This window comes from Mycobacteriales bacterium, assembly GCA_040902655.1.
Classification (GTDB): domain Bacteria; phylum Actinomycetota; class Actinomycetes; order Mycobacteriales; family SCTD01; genus SCTD01.
The window spans coordinates 36,416-55,678 of the sequence record JBBDWV010000058.1; the positions used below are offsets into that span (position 1 = coordinate 36,416).

Here is a 19,263-nt window from a genome sequence, read left to right on the forward strand (position 1 = left end):
ATGGGTGCACCCGCTCGCGAAGGAGATGCCCGTGCCCGACCTGCTCGGCACCGCGCGTCCACCCGGTGCACAGACCTGGCGCTGGGAGTGGCAGCTGGCCGCCCGCTGCCGCGGCCGCGACGACCTGTTCTTCCACCCACACGGCGAACGCGAGCCGATCCGGAGCGAACGAGAGGCAGCGGCCAAGTCCGTCTGCGCCGCCTGTCCGGTCAGGCGGGAGTGCCTCGAGCACGCGCTGACCAGCGTCGAGCCCTACGGCGTGTGGGGCGGGCTGTCCGAGGGCGAACGCGAGGAGCTGCTCTACGGGCCGCGGCCGGTCCGCAAGCGCTGAGGCGCGGCCGTCCCGTCCCCGGTCGCCTCATCTCGGGCGGGCTCACGCCCGCTTCACCGCCGCGCAGGCAGGCTGTCGGCTCGTACGCAACAGTGGGGCAACCGACAGAGGGAGACGACGTGGCGGCGACGCGCACTGCAGGGCAGCCGGTGACCGTGGCGGTCGCCGACGCGGGGGCGCTGCTGGAGCGGGCGCTGTTCGAGGTCAAGAAGGTCGTCGTCGGGCAGGACCGCATGGTCGAGCGGATGGCGGTGGCGCTGCTGTCCCGCGGCCACTGCCTGCTCGAGGGCGTCCCGGGAGTCGCGAAGAGCCTGGCCGTGGAGACGCTCGCCGTGGTCGTCGGTGGCTCGTCGGTACGGCTGCAGTTCACCCCGGACCTCGTTCCCAGCGACATCCTCGGGACCAGGATCTACCGCGCCTCGCGGGAATCCTTCGACGTCGAGCTCGGTCCGGTCTTCGCCAACCTGGTCCTGGCCGACGAGATCAACCGGGCGCCGGCCAAGGTGCAGTCGGCGCTGCTCGAGGTGATGGCCGAGCGGCAGGTCTCCATCGGCGGGGTGACTCACCGGCTGCCGACGCCCTTCCTGGTGCTGGCGACCCAGAACCCGATCGAGTCCGAGGGCGTCTACCCGCTGCCCGAGGCACAGCGTGACCGCTTCCTCATGAAGGTGACGGTGGGGCACCCGTCGATGGCCGAGGAGATGGAGATCGTCCGGCGGATGGCGGTCTCGCCGCCGCGCGCCGAGCAGGTGCTCTCGCTCGACGAGCTGGTCGGCCTGCAGAGCGCCGTCGACGGCGTCTTCGTCCACCACGCCGTCGCCGAGTACGCCGTCCGGCTCGTGATGGCGACCCGTGAGCCGGAACTCTGGGGCCTGCCCGCGCTGCGGCCGATGCTCGCGCACGGGGCGTCGCCGCGCGGCAGCCTCGGGCTCGTGCAGGGTGCCAAGGCGCTGGCCGTCCTGCGCGGTCGCGACTACGTCCTGCCCGTCGACGTGGCCGACCTGGCCGTCGACGTGCTGTCCCACCGGCTGGTGCTGACGTATGAGGCACTGGCCGACGAGGTGCCCGCGACCCGGCTCGTGGAGCAGGTTCTGGAGGCGGTGGACCCGCCGCAGGTCGCGCCGTCCCAGCAGGCGTCGCAGCACTTCCGCTCCGGAGAAGGGGTGGCGTGACGCCGCGCGCCGCACCAGCACTGCCACCGGCGCCGGTCGCCACCGGGAGCTCCGTCCGCCGGCTGTCGCTGCAGGTGGCCCGGCGACTGGACGGGCTGCTGCAGGGCGACCACCTGGGCTACCTGCCCGGTCCGGGCACCGAGCCGGCGGAGGCACGCAGCTATGTGCCGGGCGACGACGTGCGCCGGATCGACTGGGCCGTCACCGCCCGGACCGGCGAGGCACACGTCCGTCAGGCCATTTCGGAGCGGGAGCTCGAGACGACGCTGGTGGTGGACCTGACCGCCTCGATGTCGTTCGGCACCGCCCGCACCGAGAAGCGTGAGGTGGCGGTGGCACTGGCCGCGGCCTTCGGTCACCTCGCCGGCGGCCCCGGCGACCGCCTCGGCGCCGTCGTGCTGTCCGACACCGTGCGGCGGGTGCCTGCGCGACCCGGCCGGCTGGCCTCGCTGGCGCTGCTGCACGTCCTGCAGACGACCCGTCCGGTCGACGGTGCCGGCCCCTCGCTGGCCGACGGGCTGCGGTCGGTGGCGGCACCGGCGCGGCGCCGCGGCCTGGTGGTCGTGGTGAGCGACCTGTTGGTGCCGGGGCCCGGCGGGCAGGAGCCCTCGTGGGGGCCGCCGCTGCGCGAGCTCGGCCGCCGGCACGACGTCGTGGTGGCCGAGGTGGTCGACCCACGCGAGCTCGAGCTCCCGTCCGTCGGCGTGCTGCGCCTGGTCGACCCGGAGACCGGCCGTTCGCTGGAGGTGCAGACCGCCAGCCGCCGGCTGCGCGAGCGCTACGCCGAGGCGACCGCCGCCCGCCGCGCCCGGCACGCCGCGACCGTCCGCCGCGCCGGGGCGGGGCACGTCGTGCTGCGCACGGACCGGGACTGGCTGGTCGCCCTGGCCGGCTACCTGGCGGCGCGCCGCCGGACCCGGGCGGCGGGGCGACCGGCCCGATGAGCTTCCTTGCACCTCAGCGGCTCTGGCTGCTGCTCGCGATCCTCGCCCTGCTCGTCGCCTACGTCGTCCTGCAGCGGCGCCGCCCGACCTACGCCGTGCGCTTCACCGAGCTGGACCTGCTCGCCTCCCTGGTGCCGAGGAGTGCCGCCTGGCGGCGGCACGTCCCGGCCGGACTGCTGCTGCTGTCGCTGGTCGCGCTCACCACCGCCTTCGCGCGACCGCAGGCCGACGTGCAGGTGCCACGTGAACGGGCAACCGTCGTCGTCGCCCTGGACACCTCCATCTCGATGCAGGCCACGGACGTCGCACCGGACCGGCTGTCCGCTGCCCAGGCATCGGCGGTGTCCTTCGTCCAGGGCCTGCCGGACGCCTTCGACGTCGCGCTGGTGTCCTTCAGCGGAACGGCCAGCGTGGTCGTGCCGGCCACGCAGGACCACGAGCTGGTCGTGCGGGCCGTCCAGTCGCTCCGGCTCGGGCCGAGCACGGCGATCGGCGAAGCGGTCTTCACCTCCCTCCAGGCCGTCCGCGCCGTGCCGGGCGAGCCGGGCCAGGAGCCGCCACCGGCACGGATCGTCCTGCTCAGTGACGGCACCAACACCGTCGGCCGGGAGGTGGCGGACGCCGCGCGGGCCGCGCTGGAGGCCGGTGTGCCCGTCTCGACGATCGCGTACGGCACGCCGAACGGTGTCGTCCAGGTACAAGGTGAGCTGATTCCCGTGCCGGTCGACGTGCCGGCGCTTGCGCAGCTGGCCGCCGACACCGGCGGGTCCTCGTTCACCGCCGAGAGCGGCGAGGAGCTGAGCGCCGTCTACGACGACATCGGCAACCAGGTCGGCACGACGACCGAGCGGCGTGAGGTGACGGCCGCCGTGACCGGGCTGGCTCTGGCCCTCGGGCTCGGGGCCGCTGTCGCCTCCCTGGTCTGGGGCGCCCGACTGCCGTAGGGATGCGGGCCGCGTCGTCGGGCAGGATCGTCGGGTGCTCCGCGACCCGTTGCCCTACCCGCGTCACTGGGAGGCCGACGTCGTCCTCACCGACGGCGGCACCGCCCACCTGCGGCCGATCCGGCCCGAGGACGCCGACCTGCTGCGTGCCTTCCACGCCCGGCTGTCCAAGGAGACGGTCTACAACCGCTTCTTCGCCTACCGCCCGACGCTGGCCGACCGGGATGTCGCGCGCTTCACGCAGGTCGACCACGGCGACCGGGCCGCACTGGTCGCCACGCTGAACGACGAGATCATCGGCGTGGTCCGCTACGACCGGCTGCCGGGCCGCTCCGACGGTGAGGTCGCCTTCGTGGTCGAGGACGCGCACCAGGGCCGCGGTCTCGGCGCGATCCTGCTGGAGCACCTGGCCGCCGCGGCCCGCGAGCGCGGGCTGGAGCGCTTCGTCGCCGACGTCCTGCCGAACAACCGGCCGATGCTCAGCGTCTTCCGCAGCGCCGGCTACGAGCTGCGCCGGGAGCTGGCCGACGGCTACGTCGAGCTGGCGTTCCCGATCCGGCAGACCGGGACCTCGCTCGAGGTGATGCGTGCGCGCGAGCATCGGGCCGAGGCCCGGTCGGTGCAGCGGATGCTCGCGCCGCGTTCCGTCGCCGTCATCGGCGCCTCCCGCGAGGTCGGCGCACCCGGGCACGAGCTGCTCAGGTCCCTGCTGAGCCACGGTTTCGAGGGTCCCGTCTATCCGGTCAACCCCGCGGCCACGCACGTGTCGGGGGTGCGCGCCTACGCCGACGTGCGCGCGGTGCCCGACGCGGTGGACCTCGCGGTCATCGCCGTGCCCGCGGCCGAGGTGGCCGACGTCGTACGCGCCTGCGCAGCCAAGCGGGTACGCGGTCTGGTCGTGGTGTCCGGCGGCTTCGCCGACGCCGGGCCCGAGGGGCGGGCCCGGCTCGAGGAGCTGGTCCGGCTCGCCCGGGCGGGAGGGATGCGCCTGATCGGCCCGAACGCGATGGGTCTGGTCAACACCGACCCCGAGGTGCGCCTGCACGCGACCTTCGCCGGCGGTGCCCCGCCCGTCGGCCGGGTCGGGGTGCTGTCGCAGTCCGGCGCCCTGGCCGGCACCTTCCTGGCCGAGGCCGAGCGCCGCTCCCTCGGGTTGTCGGCCTTCGTCTCCATCGGCGACCGCGCGGACGTCTCCGGCAACGACCTGCTGCAGCACTGGCAGGCCGACCCGCGGACCGACGTGGTCATGCTCCACCTCCAGGGCTTCGGCAATCCCCGCAAGTTCACCCGCATCGCCCGGCGGCTCGGCCGGACCAAGCCGGTGGTGGCCCTCAAGAGCGGGCACGGTCCCGGCGACGTGGCCCTCGACGCGCTGTTCGCCTCAGCCGGGGTGGTGCGGGTGCGCTCACTGGGCCAGCTGTTCACCACGGCCCAGCTGTTCGCCCTGCAGCCACTGCCGGCCGGCCGGCGGGTCGGCATCGTCGCCAACTCCTGGGCGCTCGCGTCGATGGCCGCCGACGCCTGCCGCGAGGCCGGGCTCGAGGTGCCCGCCCTGGCGCAGGACGTGCGGGACCGGCTGACCGCCCTCACCGCCGCGGCCGGGACCGGCAACCCGCTCGACCTCGGCCCCTTCGCCGGCGCCGACGAGCTGCGCCGCGCCCTCGAGCTCGTGCTCGGCAGTGGTGAGGTGGACGCGGTGCTGGCCGTGGTGGTGCCGCCGCCGCACGGGCGGGACCGCTCGGCGGCGGCCGACGAACTCGGGGCCGTGCTGCGCGAGGCGGGAGCGGGGCCGCTGCCGGTGCTGGCCAGCTTCCTCGGGGTCGACGGTGTGCCGCCTGCGCTGGCCGTCCTCGGCGAGCACGGCGCACCCGTACGAGGGTCGGTGCCGTCGTACGCCTCGCCGGAGTCGGCCGCGCTGGCGCTGTCCCGGGTGGTCACCTACGCGCAGTGGCGGGCCCGACCGGAGGGGGAGGTGCCGGACCTGCCGCGGGTCGACACCCGCGCCGCGCGGCGCGCGCTGGCTGGGCTGCCGACCGACGGCAGCTGGCTCAGCCAGGGGCAGGCGGCGACGGTGCTGGCCCACGCCGGCATCGACCCGTGGCCGTCCGCACTGGTGAACGGCGTCGAGGAGGCGGTCCAGGCCGCGACCCGGCTGGGCTGGCCGGTCGCACTCAAGGCCGCCGACGAGCGCTGGCGCAACCGGCTGGACGTCGGGGCGGTGCGGCTGGGCCTGGCCGACGAGCACGCCCTGCGGGCGGCCTGGAAGGCGGTGCAGGCGGTGGCGGGGCAGGGTGCGGCCTTCGTGCAGTCGATGGCGCAGCCCGGCGTCTCGACCGTCGTGCGGCTGGTGCAGGATCCCTCGGCCGGGCCGCTGCTGTCGCTGCGCCTGGGTGGGGTGGCGGTCGACCTGCTCGTCGACCCCGTGACCCGCACGCTCCCCCTCACCGACCGTGACGCGGCCGACCTGGTCCGGGCGATCCGTGGCTATGAGCTGCTGACGGGGGTCGTGTCCGGCGAGCCGGCCGACACCGGCGCCCTCGAGGAGCTGCTGCTGCGGGTCGCCCGGATCGGCGAGGAGTTGCCCGAGGTGGCCGAGCTGGTGCTCGACCCGGTGCTCGTGCAGCGGTCCGGTGCGGTGGCGCTGCACGCCGGCCTGCGGCTGCTGCCGCCGGGCAGCGACCCCGAGCGGGGGCCGCGCCGGCTGGGTGCGTCCTACGCCGTGCTGTGACGACACTGTCGATCGCTGAGGGGGCTACCAACAGAACCCGCTGACGTGCAGGTATGCCGCTCGCGGATCCCACTGGTGACGACCTGAGGGTGTGCCTCTGCACGCTGGTTCAGCGTGGTGCACGCCGGGCGGGCCTGCCCTTGGCGGGCTCCTCCGGCTGCAGGACGAGCCGCACTTCCTGCCCGCCCTGGACGTCGAGGATGATCTCGAGCGGTGAGTCGGGGACCTTCCGGAACCCGAGGATCCGCTTCCCGACAGCATCCTCGACCTGGAACCCGACCTCAGGGCTGCGGAACGCGTACAAGCGGGCCAGGCTGAGGCGCAGTTGCCCCCTGGCTTCGTCGGTGAGGCTTGCGACCCGGGAGACGAGTAGGTCTCGGTCGATGCTCGTCGGGCAGCTCAGGTCAGCGACGGACTCGGCGATGCCGAACTCGGATGCGCCAGGCAGGGGGAAGTACCCGGTGGTCTCACCCGACATGAGCTTCAAGTTGTCGGTCCGGATCCGACGTGGCGGCACGAGAGGGACCACAGCCACGAACCGGTCGAGTTCGGGATCCTCCTCGGCCTGTCGCACAGCTTCCGCCTTCGGTGTGGGCGGCTTGGAGCGCCGGAGCTGGGCGTACCGGACGTTCGCTTCCTTGTCCATCTGGCAGTCGTGCGTGATCACCATGACCGGGGTGAACCCGCCTGCGACGCTGAACGCCGGTTCCAGTTCGCTTCTGGCGGCGACAGGCACCCGCTCGCTGTCGAGGGGTGCCCATACAGGGTCAGTCGGAGGGACCGCCGCTTCGAGCCGCGCCACAGGCGCCCAGCAGATGTCGCCCTGTTGCAGCTCCTCCGGCTGGTCTGGTCGGTAGACGCTGATCAGCGTGAACCCGCAGGCGTGAACTTCCTGCGGACGGGGCCTCGCTCGACCGGTGCAGCGAGCGCTTCGGCTGCCGCAGTCCCCTGCAGTCCGGCCGCACTCTCTTCCTGCACGTGGAGCCGCCGCCGCGGCACTGGCTGCCCTGTGCCTGCACGGAGTGCAGCGAGCATCACGGCTCGCGGGTTCTCGGTATCCGTGGCTCGTTGCTCTTCCATGTGCAGCAGGTCGTCGATGCCGCAGCGATAGGTGCGTAGCATCCTGAACAGCGTCTCCCACCGGATCTGCTTGGTGCGTCCCTGCTCGATCTTCGACAGCTCGTCCGCTCGGATCCCGATGGCTTCTGCTGCCTCGCGGAGGGACCTGTCACCACGAAGTGAGCGCAGGCACAGGAGCAGCGCCGCCTCGTCGTCGCGGGCTACCTCAGCGGCTTCGCTGTGGGTGGTGTGGAACGCTGTCGTCATCGAGTCCTCCTGGGCATAGCCAGTATCGTACCGGCTATGCCCGGTGACGCAAGGGTCACACGGGTTTCGTGTACTGAGCCTTCATGAATGGGAGGCCCGGTCGCGAGACCGACGGTGGCAGCATCGACGACGACTCGGATCTCCCGATCGCGGCCCGGTGCACCGCCTGGATCGCGATCTCATCTGTCGGGGCGTCATGCTCGTGCCGGATTCTGTGTGCATCGGTCCCGTGTTCTGTGAGGACCGCTGGGTGGGCGAGGGGGGAGTTGAACCCCCACGTCCTTTCGGACACAGCGACCTCAACGCTGCGCGTCTGCCATTCCGCCACTCGCCCGAGTGGTGCACCGGTGACCTGCACCGGACCGCGACGACTGTAGCGGACCTCCGGGAGCGCACCGGACTACCGTCGCGGGAGCAGCCGAGGACAGGAGCGCCCCGTGAACCAGGTGGACCCTCAGGACGAGGCGGTCGAGATGTGCCGCGACCTCATCCGCTTCGCAAGCGTCAACGACGGCACCGGCTCCGGCAAGGGCGAGCGCGAGGCCGCGGAGTACGTCGCCGGCAAGCTGAGCGAGGTCGGGCTCGAGCCGCAGCTGTTCGAGCCGGCGCGCAACCGCACCAGCGTCGTCGCGCGGGTCGAGGGCGAGGACAGCAGCCGGCCCGCGCTGCTCGTCCACGGGCACCTGGACGTGGTACCGGCCGACGTCAAGGACTGGACGTACGACCCGTTCGCCGCCGAGGTGGCCGACGGCGCCATCTGGGGACGTGGCGCGATCGACATGCTGGACATGGACGCGATGACCCTGGCCGTCGTGCGCGACCGGCTGCGCACCGGCCGCCGGCCGCCGCGTGATCTCGTGCTGGCCTTCGTCGCCGACGAGGAGGCCGGCGGCGTCTTCGGGGCGCAGTGGCTGGTGCAGAACCAGCCGCAGCTGTTCGAGGGCTGCACCGAGGCGATCAGCGAGGTGGGGGGCTTCTCGCTGTCGGTGAACGACGACCTACGGCTGTACCTGATCGAGACGGCCCAGAAGGGCATGGCCTGGATGCGCCTCACCGCGACCGGGACGGCGGGCCATGGCTCGATGGTGAACGGCGACAATGCCGTCACCCGGCTCTGCGAGGCGGTGGCGCGGCTCGGGGCGTACGACTTCCCGGTGCACGTCACCAAGACGGTGCGGGCCTTCCTCGGCGAGGTGAGCGACGCCTTCGGGATCGAGCTGGACCCGGACGACATGGCCGGCACCGTCGCCCGACTCGGGCCGCTCGCGCGCATCGTCGGCGCGACGCTGCGCGGCACCGCGAACGCGACGATGCTCGACGCGGGCTACAAGCACAACGTGGTGCCCGGCCGCGCCTCCGCGATGGTCGACGGCCGTTTCCTGCCCGGCTTCGAGGACGAGTTCGAGCGCGAGGTGGACCAGGCCCTCGGACCGGACATCGTGCGGGAGTACGTCCACTACGACATCGCGCTCGAGACCGAGTTCGAGGGTGCGCTGGTCGAGGCGATGGCCGGCGCGCTGAAGGCCGAGGATCCCGGTGCCCGCGCCGTCCCGTACATGCTGTCGGGGGGCACCGACGCCAAGAGCTTCAGCCGGCTCGGGATGCGCTGCTTCGGCTTCTCACCGCTGCGCCTGCCGGCCGACCTCGACTTCTCCGGGATGTTCCACGGCGTGGACGAGCGGGTGCCGCTGGAGTCCCTGAGGTTCGGCGTCCGCGTGCTCGACCGGTTCCTCGACCGGTCGTGAGCCGGCGGCCGGGAACGGGTCCGGCCCGCTCGTCACCGGTCAACTGGGCAGCGGTGGCAGCGGGTCGCCCCGCAGCCGGCGCCGGACGGTGATGCTGCGCCGGCCGTCGCCGTAGATGCGGTGCCCGGACAGTTCCCAGTCGCCGTACTCCGCGTGGATGGAAAGCATTTGCCGGGTGCTGTCCCGGGACGCGTCGTGGGGCACCGTCAGCGCCCGGTACTCGTACACGATCAGACACTGTACGGAGGGCCGCTCAATCCTCGAGGTCCTCGGACGACCAGCGCGCCATCCGCTCGGGGTAGCCGGTCTCCGGAGACGACACGTCGTCGAGCGCCGAGCGGATCTCCGCCGGCAGCTCGACGGCTTCGGCGGCCAGTGACGCCTGCAGTTGCGCCGTGGTGCGTGCGCCGACGATCGGGGCGGCCACGCCCGGCCGGTCGCGCACCCAGGCCAGCGCCACGGCCACGGGCGACACCTCCAGCCCGTCCGCGGCGGTGAGGACCGCGTCGACGACCGACCCCGCCCGGTCGTCGAGGTACGGCGAGACGAACGACGCGAAGTGCTTGCTCGCCCCGCGGCTGTCAGCAGGCGGGCCGTTGCGGTACTTGCCGGTGAGCACCCCCCGGCCCAGCGGTGACCAGGGCAACAGCCCGACGTCGAGCGCCTGCGCGGCCGGCACGACCTCGCGCTCCACACCGCGCTGCAGCAGGGAGTACTCGACCTGGTTGCTGACCAGCGGCACGCGGCCCGGCCAGGCGCGCTGCCAGCTGCTGGTCGCGGCCAGCTGCCAGCCGCAGTAGTTGGAGACGCCGGCATAGCGGACCTTGCCGGAGGCCACCGCCGCATCGAGGGCCGCCATCGCCTCGTCCCACGGCGTGACCGGGTCCCAGTCGTGCAGCTGCCACAGATCGACGTACTCGGTCCCCAGCCGGGTCAGACTCGCCTCCAGAGCGCGGAGCAGGTGGCCGCGGCTCGTGCCGCGGCCCATCGGACCCGGCCCGGTGACGCCGCAGGCCTTGGTCGCCAGAACCACCTCCTCGCGCGGCACGACGTCGGCCAGCAGCCGGCCGATCACGCGCTCGCTCTCGCCCCCGGCGTAGACGTCGGCGGTGTCCAGCAGCGTGCCGCCGACGTCCCGGAAGGCGAGCAGCTGCGCGGCCGCGTCGTCCTCGTCGGTGTCGCGGCCCCAGGTCATCGTCCCGAGCCCGAGCCGCGACACGATCAGGCCGCTGCGGCCGAGATGACGCTGCTTCACGCCGGTGCCTCCATGCGCGGCGACGGTAGCGGGCAGCGGCCTGGATACCCTTCCGCCACACCGACCAGCAGGAGAGACAGTGCAGCTCGGGCTCAACCTCGGCTACTGGGGCGCCGGCAACGACGCCGACAACCTGGCCCTGGCCAAGGAGGCCGACGACCTCGGCTACTCCGTCGCCTGGGTCGCGGAGGCCTACGGCTCCGACGCGGCGACCGTGCTGGCCTGGGTCGGCGCGCACACCCGGTCGATCGACATCGGTTCGGCCATCTTCCAGATCCCGGGCCGCAGCCCCGCCAACTGCGCGATGACGGCGGCGACCCTGGACACCCTGTCCGGTGGGCGCTTCCGGCTCGGCCTCGGCGTCAGCGGTCCGCAGGTCTCCGAGGGCTGGCACGGGGTCCGCTTCGACAAGCCGCTCGCCCGCACCCGTGAGTACTCCGACATCGTCAAGATGGCACTGCGCCGGGAGAAGGTCCGCTACGACGGCCGGCACTACACGCTGCCGCTGCCCGACGGCCCGGGCAAGGCCCTGCAGCTGACCGTCCACCCGGTGCGCGATTCCCTGCCGCTCTACCTCGCCGCGGTCGGTCCGAAGAACCTCGAGCTGTCGGGTGAGCTGTTCGACGGCTGGCTGGCGATCTTCTACTCTCCCGACTTCGCCCGCGAACAGTTGGCGTCGATCGAGGCCGGGCGGGCCAAGGCCGGGAAGACGCTCGAGGGGTTCGACGTCGTGCCGACCGTCCCGATCGTGATCGGAGAGGACCCGCGCGCCTGCGCCGACCCCGTCCGCTGGTACGCCGCCCTCTACGTCGGGGGCATGGGCAGCCGGGAGAAGAATTTCTACAACCAGCTGGCTGCCCGGATGGGCTTCGAGGACGCGGCCAGGTCGGTGCAGGACCTCTACCTCGACCGCAAGTACGACGAGGCGGCCGCCGCCGTACCGCAAGAGTTTCTCGACGCGACAGCATTGCTCGGCCCGAAGGAGCGCATCGCCGAGAAGATGCAGGCGTTCGCGGCCTCAGGCGTCACCACGCTCACGCTCTCGCCCTTCGCCGGTTCGCTGGACGAGCGGAAAGCGACGCTGCGGACGGCGTTGGACGCCCTCGAACGATCCGGCGTCGGCAGCTGAGCCGCTCCTCGGACGCTGCGGAACCGGACAGGTGAGGGTCGGGCGGGCGGCCGTCCTCGGGCTCACGCAGGGCGCCGCAGAGGTCATACCGGTGTCGTCGTCGGCGCAGCTGGTGCTGCTGCCCTGGCTGCTGCGCTGGGAGCAGCCGACGGACCGGACGACGTTCGCGGCCGGACTGCACGCCGGGTCCTGCCTCGGGATCGCCTGGGCGCTGCGGGAGGAGCTGCGCGGACTGGACCGGCGGACGCTGGCGCTGCTCGCCGCCTCGTCGCTGCCCGCTGCAGTCGCCGGTGCCGCCGTCGCGGACCGCGTCGAGGAGCGGCTCGGCCGGCCACCGCAACTGGCCGCTCTGCTGGCAGCCGCCGGCGCCGTGATGTGGTGGGTCGACGCGCGCCAGGCAACGCAGGAGGCCGACCCACGACCGGTCGACGCACGGCAGGCCGCCCTGGCCGGTCTCGCACAGGTGGTCGCGCTGATCCCCGGGGTGTCGCGTTCCGGCGCCACTCTCACGGCCTTGCGCGCGGCGGGGGTGGAGCGGGCCGAAGCGGAGCGGTTCAGCCTGCTGATGTCGCTGCCGGTCACGGCCGGAGCCGCCGTGCTCACCCTCGCCCGTGCCGATTGTCGGTCCCTGCGCGAGATGGCGCCCGGGCTGGTCAGCGGCACCACGACCGCCGCGTTGGCCGGAGCACTTGCCGCGACCCGCCTGCGGAGGCATCCCGGGCGGCCGCTCGCCGCCGCGGCCTTCTACCGTCTGGGGCTCGCCGCGGTGGTCGCCCGGCGTCTCGTCCGCGAAGGAGTTCCGTGAGCCTCGGCCTGCTCGACGCCGTCGTGCTCGGCGTCGTGGAGGGGCTCACCGAGTTCCTCCCGGTCTCCAGCACCGGCCATCTGACCATCGCCGAGGGACTGCTCGGCCTGGAGGTCGACGACCCCTCCGTCACCGCCTTCACCGCAGTCATCCAGAGCGGCGCGATCGCCGCCGTGCTCCTCTACTTCGCCAAGGACATCGCCCGCTTCGCCCGCGGATTCTTCGGCGGGCTTCGCTCCGCTGCGGGCCGCCGTACCGACGACTGGCGGCTCAGCCTCGCCGTGCTGGTCGGGTCGCTGCCGATCGGTGTGGTGGGGCTGGTCTTCCGCGACGTGATCAAGGGGCCGGTCCTGCGGTCGCTGACGACTGTCGGCATCGCTCTCATCGCGTGGAGCGCCGTCATGGTCTACGCCGAGCGGCGGGCCACCCAGCGCCGCCCCGAGGCGGAGGTCACCGTGCGGGACGGGTTGCTGATCGGCGTGGCCCAGTGCGTCGCGCTGATCCCCGGCGTCTCCCGCTCCGGCGCCACCATTTCGGCGGGGCTGCTGCTCGGCCTGGACCGGGTGGCGTCGACCCGGCTCGCCTTCTTCCTCGGCATCCCGGCGCTGGTGGCCGCCGGCGCGCTGGAGCTGCCCGACGCGCTCGGCGGCCCCGTGGGGCTGGGCCCGGTGGTCGTCGGAACCCTCGTGTCCTTCGTCGTCGCGTACGCCTCGATCGCCTGGCTGCTCAAGTTCGTGGCCACCCACTCGATCGTCGCCTTCGTGCCCTACCGCGTCGCCCTCGGCGCCGTCGTGCTCGCCGTCCTCGCGCTGACCTGACCGGTCGGACCAGCCCCCGGGACCGTAGGGTCACCCCAATGACCACCGTCGTGCTCGTCCGCCACGGGCTGACCGCGATGACCGGCCCGGTGCTCGCCGGCTGGACGCCGGGACTGCACCTGGACGAGCGGGGCGAGAGGCAGGCGGCGGCCGTCGCCGAACGGCTGCGGCCACTGCCCCTGGACGCGGTGGTGTCCAGTCCCCTGGACCGCTGCCTCGACACCGCCGGGTTCGTCCTCAGGGGCCGCGACCAGTCCCTGCAGGTGGAGGACCGGCTGGGGGAGTGCCGCTACGGCGACTGGACCGGCCGGCCGCTGAAGGAGCTGGCGAAGGATCCGCTCTGGAAGGTCGTCCAGAACCACCCCTCCGCGGTGGTCTTCCCCGGTCCCGAGGGCGAGCCGCTGCGCGAGACGCAGAACCGGGCCGTCGCCGCTGTCCGGGACTGGAACGGCCGGCTCGGCCCCGACGCCACCTGGCTGGCCTGCTCACACGGCGACGTCATCAAGGCCGTGGTGGCCGACGCGATGGGACTGCATCTCGACCAGTTCCAGCGCATCGCCGTCGACCCGTGCTCGGTCACGGTGATCCGCTACACCGAGCTACGGCCGTTCGTCGTACGGGTGAACGACACCGGCGGCGGGGTGGCCGACCTGCTGCCGCCGAAGAGGAAGGGCCGCCGGCGCAGGAACTCCTCCGACGCCGTCGTCGGTGGCGGCGCCGGCGCCGGCGCCGTCTAGGGTCGACAGGGTGCCCCGCCAGGTCTTCCTCTTCGACCCGCCCGAGCGCTTCGTGGCCGGGACGGTCGGCCAGCCCGGCGACCGCACCTTCTACCTCCAGGCCTCGGGCGCCGGCCGCACCGTGTCGGTCGCACTGGAGAAGGTGCAGGTGTCGGTGCTTGCCGAGCGGCTCCAGGAGCTGCTCGAGGAGGTCCGTCGGCGCGGCGCCGGCGACGTCCCCGTGGTGGTGTCACGCGAGCTCGAGGACACCGCACCGCTGGACGCCCCGATCGAGGAGGAGTTCCGCGTCGGGACGATGGGCCTGGCGTGGGACGGCGAGTCCGAGGTCGTGGTGGTCGAGGCGCTCGCGCCGAGCGAGGACGAGGTGGAGGTCCTGTCGGAGGCCGAGGAGGGCCCCGACGTCCTGCGCGTGAAGATGTCTGCCGCCATGGCCCGGGCCTTCATCGTGCGCGCCCAGCGGGTCGTCGCTGCGGGGCGGCCACCGTGCCCGCTCTGCGCCCTGCCGCTCGATCCCGAGGGCCATGTCTGTCCTCGTCAGAACGGCCACCGGCGCTGAGCGGTGCCGAGGCTGCAGACGACGCGTCCGTGCCGGACACTGGGGCGGTGACTGCGCCCGACACGCTGACCCTCGAGCTCGACGACGTGCTGCGCCTGCTGCGCGAGGGCCAGCTTGCGATCCAGGGGCGGCTGGTCGAGGCGAGCAACGCGACGCTCTACTGCGCCGCCACCCTTGACGGTGTCACCGCCGCAGTCGTCTACAAGCCGGTACGCGGGGAGCGCCCCCTCTGGGACTTCCCTGATGGGACGCTGGCCGGCCGCGAGGTCTCGGCCTACCTCGTCTCGCAGGCGACCCGCTGGGACCTGGTACCACCGACGGTGCTGCGCGAAGGGCCTTTCGGACCAGGGATGTGCCAGCTGTGGGTGGAGGTCGACGAGACGGTCGACCTCGGAGCGCTGGCCCGCAGCGAGCACCCGGACCTGCAGCGCATGGCGGTCTTCGACGCGGTGGTCAACAACGCCGACCGCAAGGGCGGCCACCTGCTGCCGCGCCACGACGGTCGGGTGCAGGGCGTGGACCACGGAATCTGCTTCTCGACGCAGGACAAGCTGCGCACCCTGCTGTGGCAGTGGCGCGGCCAGCCGCTGACCCCCGAGGCGGTCGAGGTGCTCTCGTCGGTGCGGGCGCGGCTCGACGGTGACCTCGGCGTGGCCCTGTCCGCGCTGCTGACGGCCGCCGAGGTCGACGCGACCAGGGCCAGGGTGGGCCACCTGCTCGCCAGTGGCCGGCACCCGCAGCCGTCAGCGGATTGGCCCGCCGTCCCGTGGCCGCCGTTCTGACGGCCGATCCGAGACCGGTCAGGCGCCGGGGACGGTGACGCAGCCGGCGGTGCGGCCGACCCGGACCAGTCCGGCGCGGTCGCCGGACTGCAGGTCCGCCACAGCCGGCAGCACGCTGGCCATCAGCTGGCTGCGGTCGCTGACGTGGCCGAGGCCCATCGCGTGCGCCAGCTCGTGCAGCGCGACGGCGCTCCAGGAGTGCGGGCCCTCCAGCGGCAGGGTGTCGGTGCGGTCGAGGGCGATGACGGCCGCGCGGGTGGCGGCGACCTTCGCGCCCTCCGGTGTCTGCACGCCGAACCACGCAGTGCGCGTCATGCCCAGCACGCTCTTGGCCTGGTTGGCGAGCAGGTCGCTGCTCGTGCCGTCGGTCCAGCCGATCAGCACCGGCGGGTAGGACTCCTGCGCGCGGGTCGGCAGGTAGCCGCTGGTCGGGACGGTCGCGGTCGTACCGACGTACTCCCAGCTCGTCCCGGTGATGGCGGCGACGCGTGCGACGGCCGCCTGGAGGACGTCCAGCCCGCCGGCCGGGCCCTGCGAGACAGTGGCGGTCCACCGGATCGGCGTGCACGGGTCCCACCGGACCGGCTTGCCGTCCAGCACCGTGGTGAAGGCGTAGCTCGTGGCGGAGGTCGTCGTGCCGGCGCGGGTGGCGGTCGATTTGCCGGGGGCGGTACGGCTCTGCCTGGTGACCGTGCCCACCCGCTTGAACGCAGCGTCCGGTCCGGCCGCGCCGGACAGCGTCGAGGACGTGTCCGGCACCGTGGCGGTGAGGGACGGGGCCACGGCCCCGGCCACTCCCAGCGCCACCAGGACCAGCGCGAGGGAGGCGGTGACGATGCGGCGGCGGCTGGTGGAAGGTGACATGAAGTAGTCCTCGGTCACGCACCGTGATGACAGTAGAGGGCTGATCGGGTGAAAAGCCGGGCGGGGACCGCGTGCGGCGGCTCGGTAGGCTGCTCCCATGCAGTCCTGGCCCGCGACCGCGGTACCCGTACTCCCGCGGACCACCGGCGACCCGGCGCCACTGCGGCTGCACGACAGCGCCGCCGGCGCGCTGCGCGAGGTCGCCGCGGGGGCGACGGCCCAGCTCTACGTCTGCGGCATCACCCCGTACGACGCGACCCACCTGGGTCACGCGGCCACCTACCTGGCCTTCGACACGCTCGTGCGGGTGTGGCGGGACCGCGGGCACGACGTGGAGTACGTGCAGAACGTCACCGACATCGACGACCCGCTGCTCGAGCGTGCGCAGCGGGACGGCGAGGACTGGGCCGCCGTCGCCGAGCGCGAGACCGCCTTGTTCCGCGAGGACATGACGGCGCTGCGCGTCCTGCCGCCGACGCACTACGTCGGGGCGGTCGAGGCGATGGAGGACATCACGGCCTTCGTCGTCCGGTTGCTGGACGCCGGCGCGGCGTACCGGTTGGACGACGACGTCTACTTCTCCGTCGCGTCCGCCGGGCACTTCGGCAGCGTGTCGGCCTACGACAACGCCACGATGCTGCTCCTGTCCGCCGAGCGGGGGGGAGACCCGCAGCGAGCCGGGAAGAAGGACCCGCTGGACCCGCTGCTGTGGCTGGCGGCCCGCCCCGGTGAGCCGTCGTGGCCGTCACCGCTCGGCCCGGGCCGGCCCGGCTGGCACGTCGAGTGCACGGTCATCGCGCTGAACCGGCTCGGCGACGCCTTCGACGTCCAGGGCGGTGGCTCCGACCTCGTCTTCCCGCACCACGAGATGTCGGCGGCACACGCCGAGGTCGGCACCGGGGGCTGGCCGTTCGCGCGCGCCTACGTGCACGCCGGAATGGTCGGGCTGGACGGCGAGAAGATGAGCAAGTCGCGCGGCAACCTGGTCTTCGTCTCGCACCTGCGGTCGGCCGGTGTCCATCCCGGCGCGCTACGACTGGCCCTGTTGTCGGCGCACTACCGCGCGGACCGCAACTGGACGGACGGGACTTTGACGGCCGGTGCAGCCCGCCTCGCGTCCTGGCGCGACGGCGTGAACCGCCGCACCGGACCGTCCGGCGCCGAACTCGTGGGCGGGCTGCGGGCCGCACTCGCCGCGGACCTGGACACGACGACCGCGCTGGCACTGGTCGACGCGTGGTGCGCCGGCGCCGGCGACGACCCCGGCGCACCGGCGCTGGTCCGCGACGCGGTCGACGCGCTGCTGGGCGTGGCGCTCTGACGACACTTCAGCCGCCACCAGCGTTGCCGTCGCCGCGCCGCAGGTAGCGCTCGAACTCGTTGGCGATGGCCTCTCCGGAGGCCTCCGGCAGGTCCACCTCCGGCTCGCGCTGCTCCAGCGAGGTGATGTAGTCGGCCACGTCGGTGTCCTCGGCGGCCAGTTCGTCCACCGCATGCTCCCAAGCCCGGGCGCGATCGGCCAGGTCGGCGAGCGGCACCGGCAGGTCCAGTAGGTCCTCCACCCGGCGCAGCAGCGCGAGGGTGGCCTTGGGGCAGGGCGGCTGGGCGACGTAGTGCGGCACGGCCGCCCAGAAGGAGATGGCCGGCAGCCCCGACTGGGCGCACACGTCCTGGAAGACGCCGACGATGCCGGTCGGGCCTTCATAGCGGGAACGCTCCAGGCCGAGCACCTGCATCGTCCTGCGGTCGGACGCGGTGCCGCTGACCGGCACCGGCCGGGTGTGCGGGCTGTCGGCGAGCAGCGCGCCCAGTGTGACGACCAGCTCCGTGCCGAGCTGCGCGGCGATGGCCAGCAACTCCTCGCAGAAGCCGCGCCAGCGCATGTTCGGCTCGAGGCCGCGCACGAGGACCACGTCGCGATCGCTGTCCGGCAGCCAGCAGACCGAGACGCGGGTGGTCGGCCAGGTGATCTGCCGGGTCACCCCGTCCACCAGGGAGACGGCCGGGCGGTTGACCTGGAAGTCGTAGTAGGGGTCCGGGTCGATCGCGATCACCTGCGAGCCCTGCCACACCTGCTCCAGATGCTCGACGGCCCCGGACGCGGCGTCCCCGGCGTCGTTCCAACCCTCGAACGCCGCGATGAGCACCGGCCTGCGCAACGACGGCAGGTGCGGCGACGGACGGCTGGGCAGGTCGCTCATGACATTGCCCCTTCCCCGCCGAACCGCGGCAAGACCTCCTCGGCCGCGGCCCGCACCAGACCGGTCACCAGTGCCGGCCATTGAAGCGGGACGTCGTGCACGGCGCCGTCCCAGCGCAGCACCCGCGGCGAGCTCAGCAACGCCGCTGCCCGGTCCAGCGCCGCAACTGCGGCCTCGTCGGGTGAGCAGCGCACCAGCCAGGCCGGGCACCGCACCGAGGGCAACCGCATCTCGGGGTCGGTGTCGAGCAGATCCTCGACGATCGCCATGTGCACCTCGAACGGCAGCCGCGGCCGGGCCAGCCCGTCTTCGCCGACCGCGAAGATCGGCAGCAGGGCGGCCTCGACCGCAGGGCTCCACCACGGTGCCAGCGGACCGGAGCGCAGGCGGCTGCGGAGCTGGTCCGGCGACAGCGCGATCCGGGGCGGCGTCAGCCGCTCGCGGGCCAGCTCTCTCGTCGGCGCGAGGTCGCCGGTGCGGCCGACCCCGCCGTCCACCGCCACCACGGCCAGCACCCGCGACGGTGCCGTGGCAGCCATGCGCAGCGCCGTCCACGCGCCCCAGGAGTGCCCGACGACGACCGCCCGGGACAGTCCCACGGCGTCGAGCGCCGTCAGCGCGTCCGCCACGACCGTCCCGCCGTCGTACGGTCCCGCCGGACACTCGCTGTCGCCGTGCCCACGCTGGTCGAGCGCCACGATCGGCGAGCCGGCCAGCCCGGGCACGACAAGATCCCAGAAGCGGCGGGTGGAGCCCAGCCCGTGGAGCAGCAGCACCGGCGGCCCGCTGCCCGGCCAGCGGGTCGCCCGCAGCCGCACGTCCGCCCCTGGCAGATCCAGGTCCAGCCCACCGGAGACCGGTGCCGACGGGCCGGGCCAGGAGGAGGTCACCGGAGGAAACCTACCGCTCGGGCGCCGGGCCGACGG

At 73.4% G+C, this 19,263-nt stretch carries 20 protein-coding genes and 1 tRNA gene; 13 read left to right on the forward strand and 8 right to left on the reverse strand.

Features of this window, described 5'->3' with window-relative positions; translation table 11 throughout:
- The first annotated feature begins 25 nt into the window (after positions 1-25).
- From WD794_16840 to WD794_16860, 5 genes are all read left to right on the forward strand, one after another.
- Positions 26-331, forward strand: coding sequence for a WhiB family transcriptional regulator (locus tag WD794_16840; protein MEX2291980.1), 306 nt, complete (start codon positions 26-28; stop codon positions 329-331).
- A 149-nt stretch (positions 332-480) separates the two neighbouring features.
- Positions 481-1,503, forward strand: coding sequence for a MoxR family ATPase (locus WD794_16845; GenBank protein ID MEX2291981.1), 1,023 nt, complete (start codon positions 481-483; stop codon positions 1,501-1,503).
- Complete coding sequence (locus WD794_16850) at positions 1,500-2,447, forward strand: DUF58 domain-containing protein (protein MEX2291982.1); 948 nt, start codon at positions 1,500-1,502, stop codon at positions 2,445-2,447. Before WD794_16845 ends, WD794_16850 begins: the two co-directional genes overlap by 4 nt.
- Entirely contained in the window at positions 2,444-3,391 is a 948-nt protein-coding gene (locus WD794_16855) for a VWA domain-containing protein (GenBank protein ID MEX2291983.1), read from the forward strand. The genes WD794_16850 and WD794_16855 overlap by 4 nt, the downstream gene beginning before the upstream one ends.
- A 34-nt stretch (positions 3,392-3,425) precedes the next feature.
- Positions 3,426-6,119, forward strand: a complete 2,694-nt coding sequence (locus WD794_16860) for a GNAT family N-acetyltransferase (GenBank protein MEX2291984.1) — start codon at positions 3,426-3,428, stop codon at positions 6,117-6,119.
- A 109-nt stretch (positions 6,120-6,228) separates the two neighbouring features.
- Here the strand turns inward: WD794_16860 and WD794_16865 are convergent, their stop codons facing one another.
- The 3 genes from WD794_16865 to WD794_16875 all read right to left on the reverse strand — a co-directional run bounded on the left by WD794_16865 (position 6,229) and on the right by WD794_16875 (position 7,779).
- On the reverse strand, positions 6,229-6,855 hold the full coding sequence (locus WD794_16865; protein ID MEX2291985.1) for a hypothetical protein: 627 nt from the start codon (positions 6,853-6,855) through the stop codon (positions 6,229-6,231).
- 128 nt (positions 6,856-6,983) lie between these two features.
- Positions 6,984-7,445: a helix-turn-helix transcriptional regulator gene (locus tag WD794_16870; protein ID MEX2291986.1), complete on the reverse strand. Its 462-nt coding sequence runs from the start codon at positions 7,443-7,445 to the stop codon at positions 6,984-6,986.
- 251 nt (positions 7,446-7,696) lie between these two features.
- Positions 7,697-7,779: transfer RNA gene (locus WD794_16875), tRNA-Leu, on the reverse strand.
- A gap of 103 nt (positions 7,780-7,882) precedes the next feature.
- Here WD794_16875 and WD794_16880 point away from each other — a divergent pair.
- The gene (locus WD794_16880; protein MEX2291987.1) at positions 7,883-9,190 is read left to right on the forward strand and encodes a M20/M25/M40 family metallo-hydrolase; all 1,308 of its coding nucleotides are present in this window, start codon (positions 7,883-7,885) and stop codon (positions 9,188-9,190) included.
- A gap of 39 nt (positions 9,191-9,229) precedes the next feature.
- Here WD794_16880 and WD794_16885 read toward each other — a convergent pair whose 3' ends face one another.
- Both WD794_16885 and WD794_16890 read right to left on the reverse strand, forming a co-directional pair.
- Positions 9,230-9,418 carry a DUF5703 family protein gene (locus tag WD794_16885; protein MEX2291988.1) on the reverse strand — a complete coding sequence of 63 codons (189 nt, stop codon included), beginning with the start codon at positions 9,416-9,418 and terminating at the stop codon, positions 9,230-9,232.
- 25 nt (positions 9,419-9,443) lie between these two features.
- Positions 9,444-10,445, reverse strand: coding sequence for an aldo/keto reductase (locus WD794_16890; protein ID MEX2291989.1), 1,002 nt, complete (start codon positions 10,443-10,445; stop codon positions 9,444-9,446).
- Positions 10,446-10,524: 79 nt separating this feature from the next.
- On the opposite strand from WD794_16890, the gene WD794_16895 reads away from it, so the two are divergent.
- Genes WD794_16895 through WD794_16920 form a run of 6 tightly spaced genes read left to right on the forward strand, consistent with a single transcriptional unit; the run spans position 10,525 to position 15,272 of the window.
- Positions 10,525-11,574: an LLM class F420-dependent oxidoreductase gene (locus tag WD794_16895; protein ID MEX2291990.1), complete on the forward strand. Its 1,050-nt coding sequence runs from the start codon at positions 10,525-10,527 to the stop codon at positions 11,572-11,574.
- 31 nt (positions 11,575-11,605) lie between these two features.
- Entirely contained in the window at positions 11,606-12,379 is a 774-nt protein-coding gene (locus WD794_16900; GenBank protein ID MEX2291991.1) for an undecaprenyl-diphosphate phosphatase, read from the forward strand.
- Positions 12,376-13,197, forward strand: a complete 822-nt coding sequence (locus WD794_16905; GenBank protein MEX2291992.1) for an undecaprenyl-diphosphate phosphatase — start codon at positions 12,376-12,378, stop codon at positions 13,195-13,197. The genes WD794_16900 and WD794_16905 overlap by 4 nt, the downstream gene beginning before the upstream one ends.
- A gap of 38 nt (positions 13,198-13,235) precedes the next feature.
- The gene (locus WD794_16910) at positions 13,236-13,934 is read left to right on the forward strand and encodes a histidine phosphatase family protein (protein MEX2291993.1); all 699 of its coding nucleotides are present in this window, start codon (positions 13,236-13,238) and stop codon (positions 13,932-13,934) included.
- A 10-nt stretch (positions 13,935-13,944) separates the two neighbouring features.
- Positions 13,945-14,490 (forward strand): DUF3090 domain-containing protein, encoded by a 546-nt coding sequence (locus WD794_16915; GenBank protein ID MEX2291994.1) that lies wholly within the window; start codon positions 13,945-13,947, stop codon positions 14,488-14,490.
- A 47-nt stretch (positions 14,491-14,537) separates the two neighbouring features.
- Complete coding sequence (locus tag WD794_16920; protein MEX2291995.1) at positions 14,538-15,272, forward strand: SCO1664 family protein; 735 nt, start codon at positions 14,538-14,540, stop codon at positions 15,270-15,272.
- An 18-nt stretch (positions 15,273-15,290) separates the two neighbouring features.
- Here the strand turns inward: WD794_16920 and WD794_16925 are convergent, their stop codons facing one another.
- Complete coding sequence (locus WD794_16925) at positions 15,291-16,154, reverse strand: matrixin family metalloprotease (protein ID MEX2291996.1); 864 nt, start codon at positions 16,152-16,154, stop codon at positions 15,291-15,293.
- A gap of 79 nt (positions 16,155-16,233) precedes the next feature.
- Here WD794_16925 and mshC point away from each other — a divergent pair, with 79 nt between their 5' ends.
- A complete protein-coding gene (gene mshC, locus WD794_16930; GenBank protein ID MEX2291997.1) occupies positions 16,234-17,457 on the forward strand; it encodes a cysteine--1-D-myo-inosityl 2-amino-2-deoxy-alpha-D-glucopyranoside ligase in 1,224 nt (407 codons plus the stop codon).
- 7 nt (positions 17,458-17,464) lie between these two features.
- Here the strand turns inward: mshC and WD794_16935 are convergent, their stop codons facing one another.
- Positions 17,465-18,337 carry a PAC2 family protein gene (locus WD794_16935; GenBank protein MEX2291998.1) on the reverse strand — a complete coding sequence of 291 codons (873 nt, stop codon included), beginning with the start codon at positions 18,335-18,337 and terminating at the stop codon, positions 17,465-17,467.
- On the reverse strand, positions 18,334-19,227 hold the full coding sequence (locus WD794_16940) for an alpha/beta hydrolase (protein ID MEX2291999.1): 894 nt from the start codon (positions 19,225-19,227) through the stop codon (positions 18,334-18,336). The genes WD794_16935 and WD794_16940 overlap by 4 nt, the downstream gene beginning before the upstream one ends.
- Positions 19,228-19,263: the final 36 nt, after the last annotated feature.

Coding starts and splice junctions, on each gene's coding strand:
- WD794_16855 (MEX2291983.1), top strand. CDS start 2,444: ATGAGCTTCCTTGCACCTCAGCGGCTCTGGCTGCTGCTCGCGATCCTC.
- WD794_16935 (MEX2291998.1), bottom strand. CDS start 18,337: ATGAGCGACCTGCCCAGCCGTCCGTCGCCGCACCTGCCGTCGTTGCGC.
- mshC (MEX2291997.1), top strand. CDS start 16,234: ATGCAGTCCTGGCCCGCGACCGCGGTACCCGTACTCCCGCGGACCACC.
- WD794_16840 (MEX2291980.1), top strand. CDS start 26: ATGCCCGTGCCCGACCTGCTCGGCACCGCGCGTCCACCCGGTGCACAG.
- WD794_16910 (MEX2291993.1), top strand. CDS start 13,236: ATGACCACCGTCGTGCTCGTCCGCCACGGGCTGACCGCGATGACCGGC.
- WD794_16870 (MEX2291986.1), bottom strand. CDS start 7,445: ATGACGACAGCGTTCCACACCACCCACAGCGAAGCCGCTGAGGTAGCC.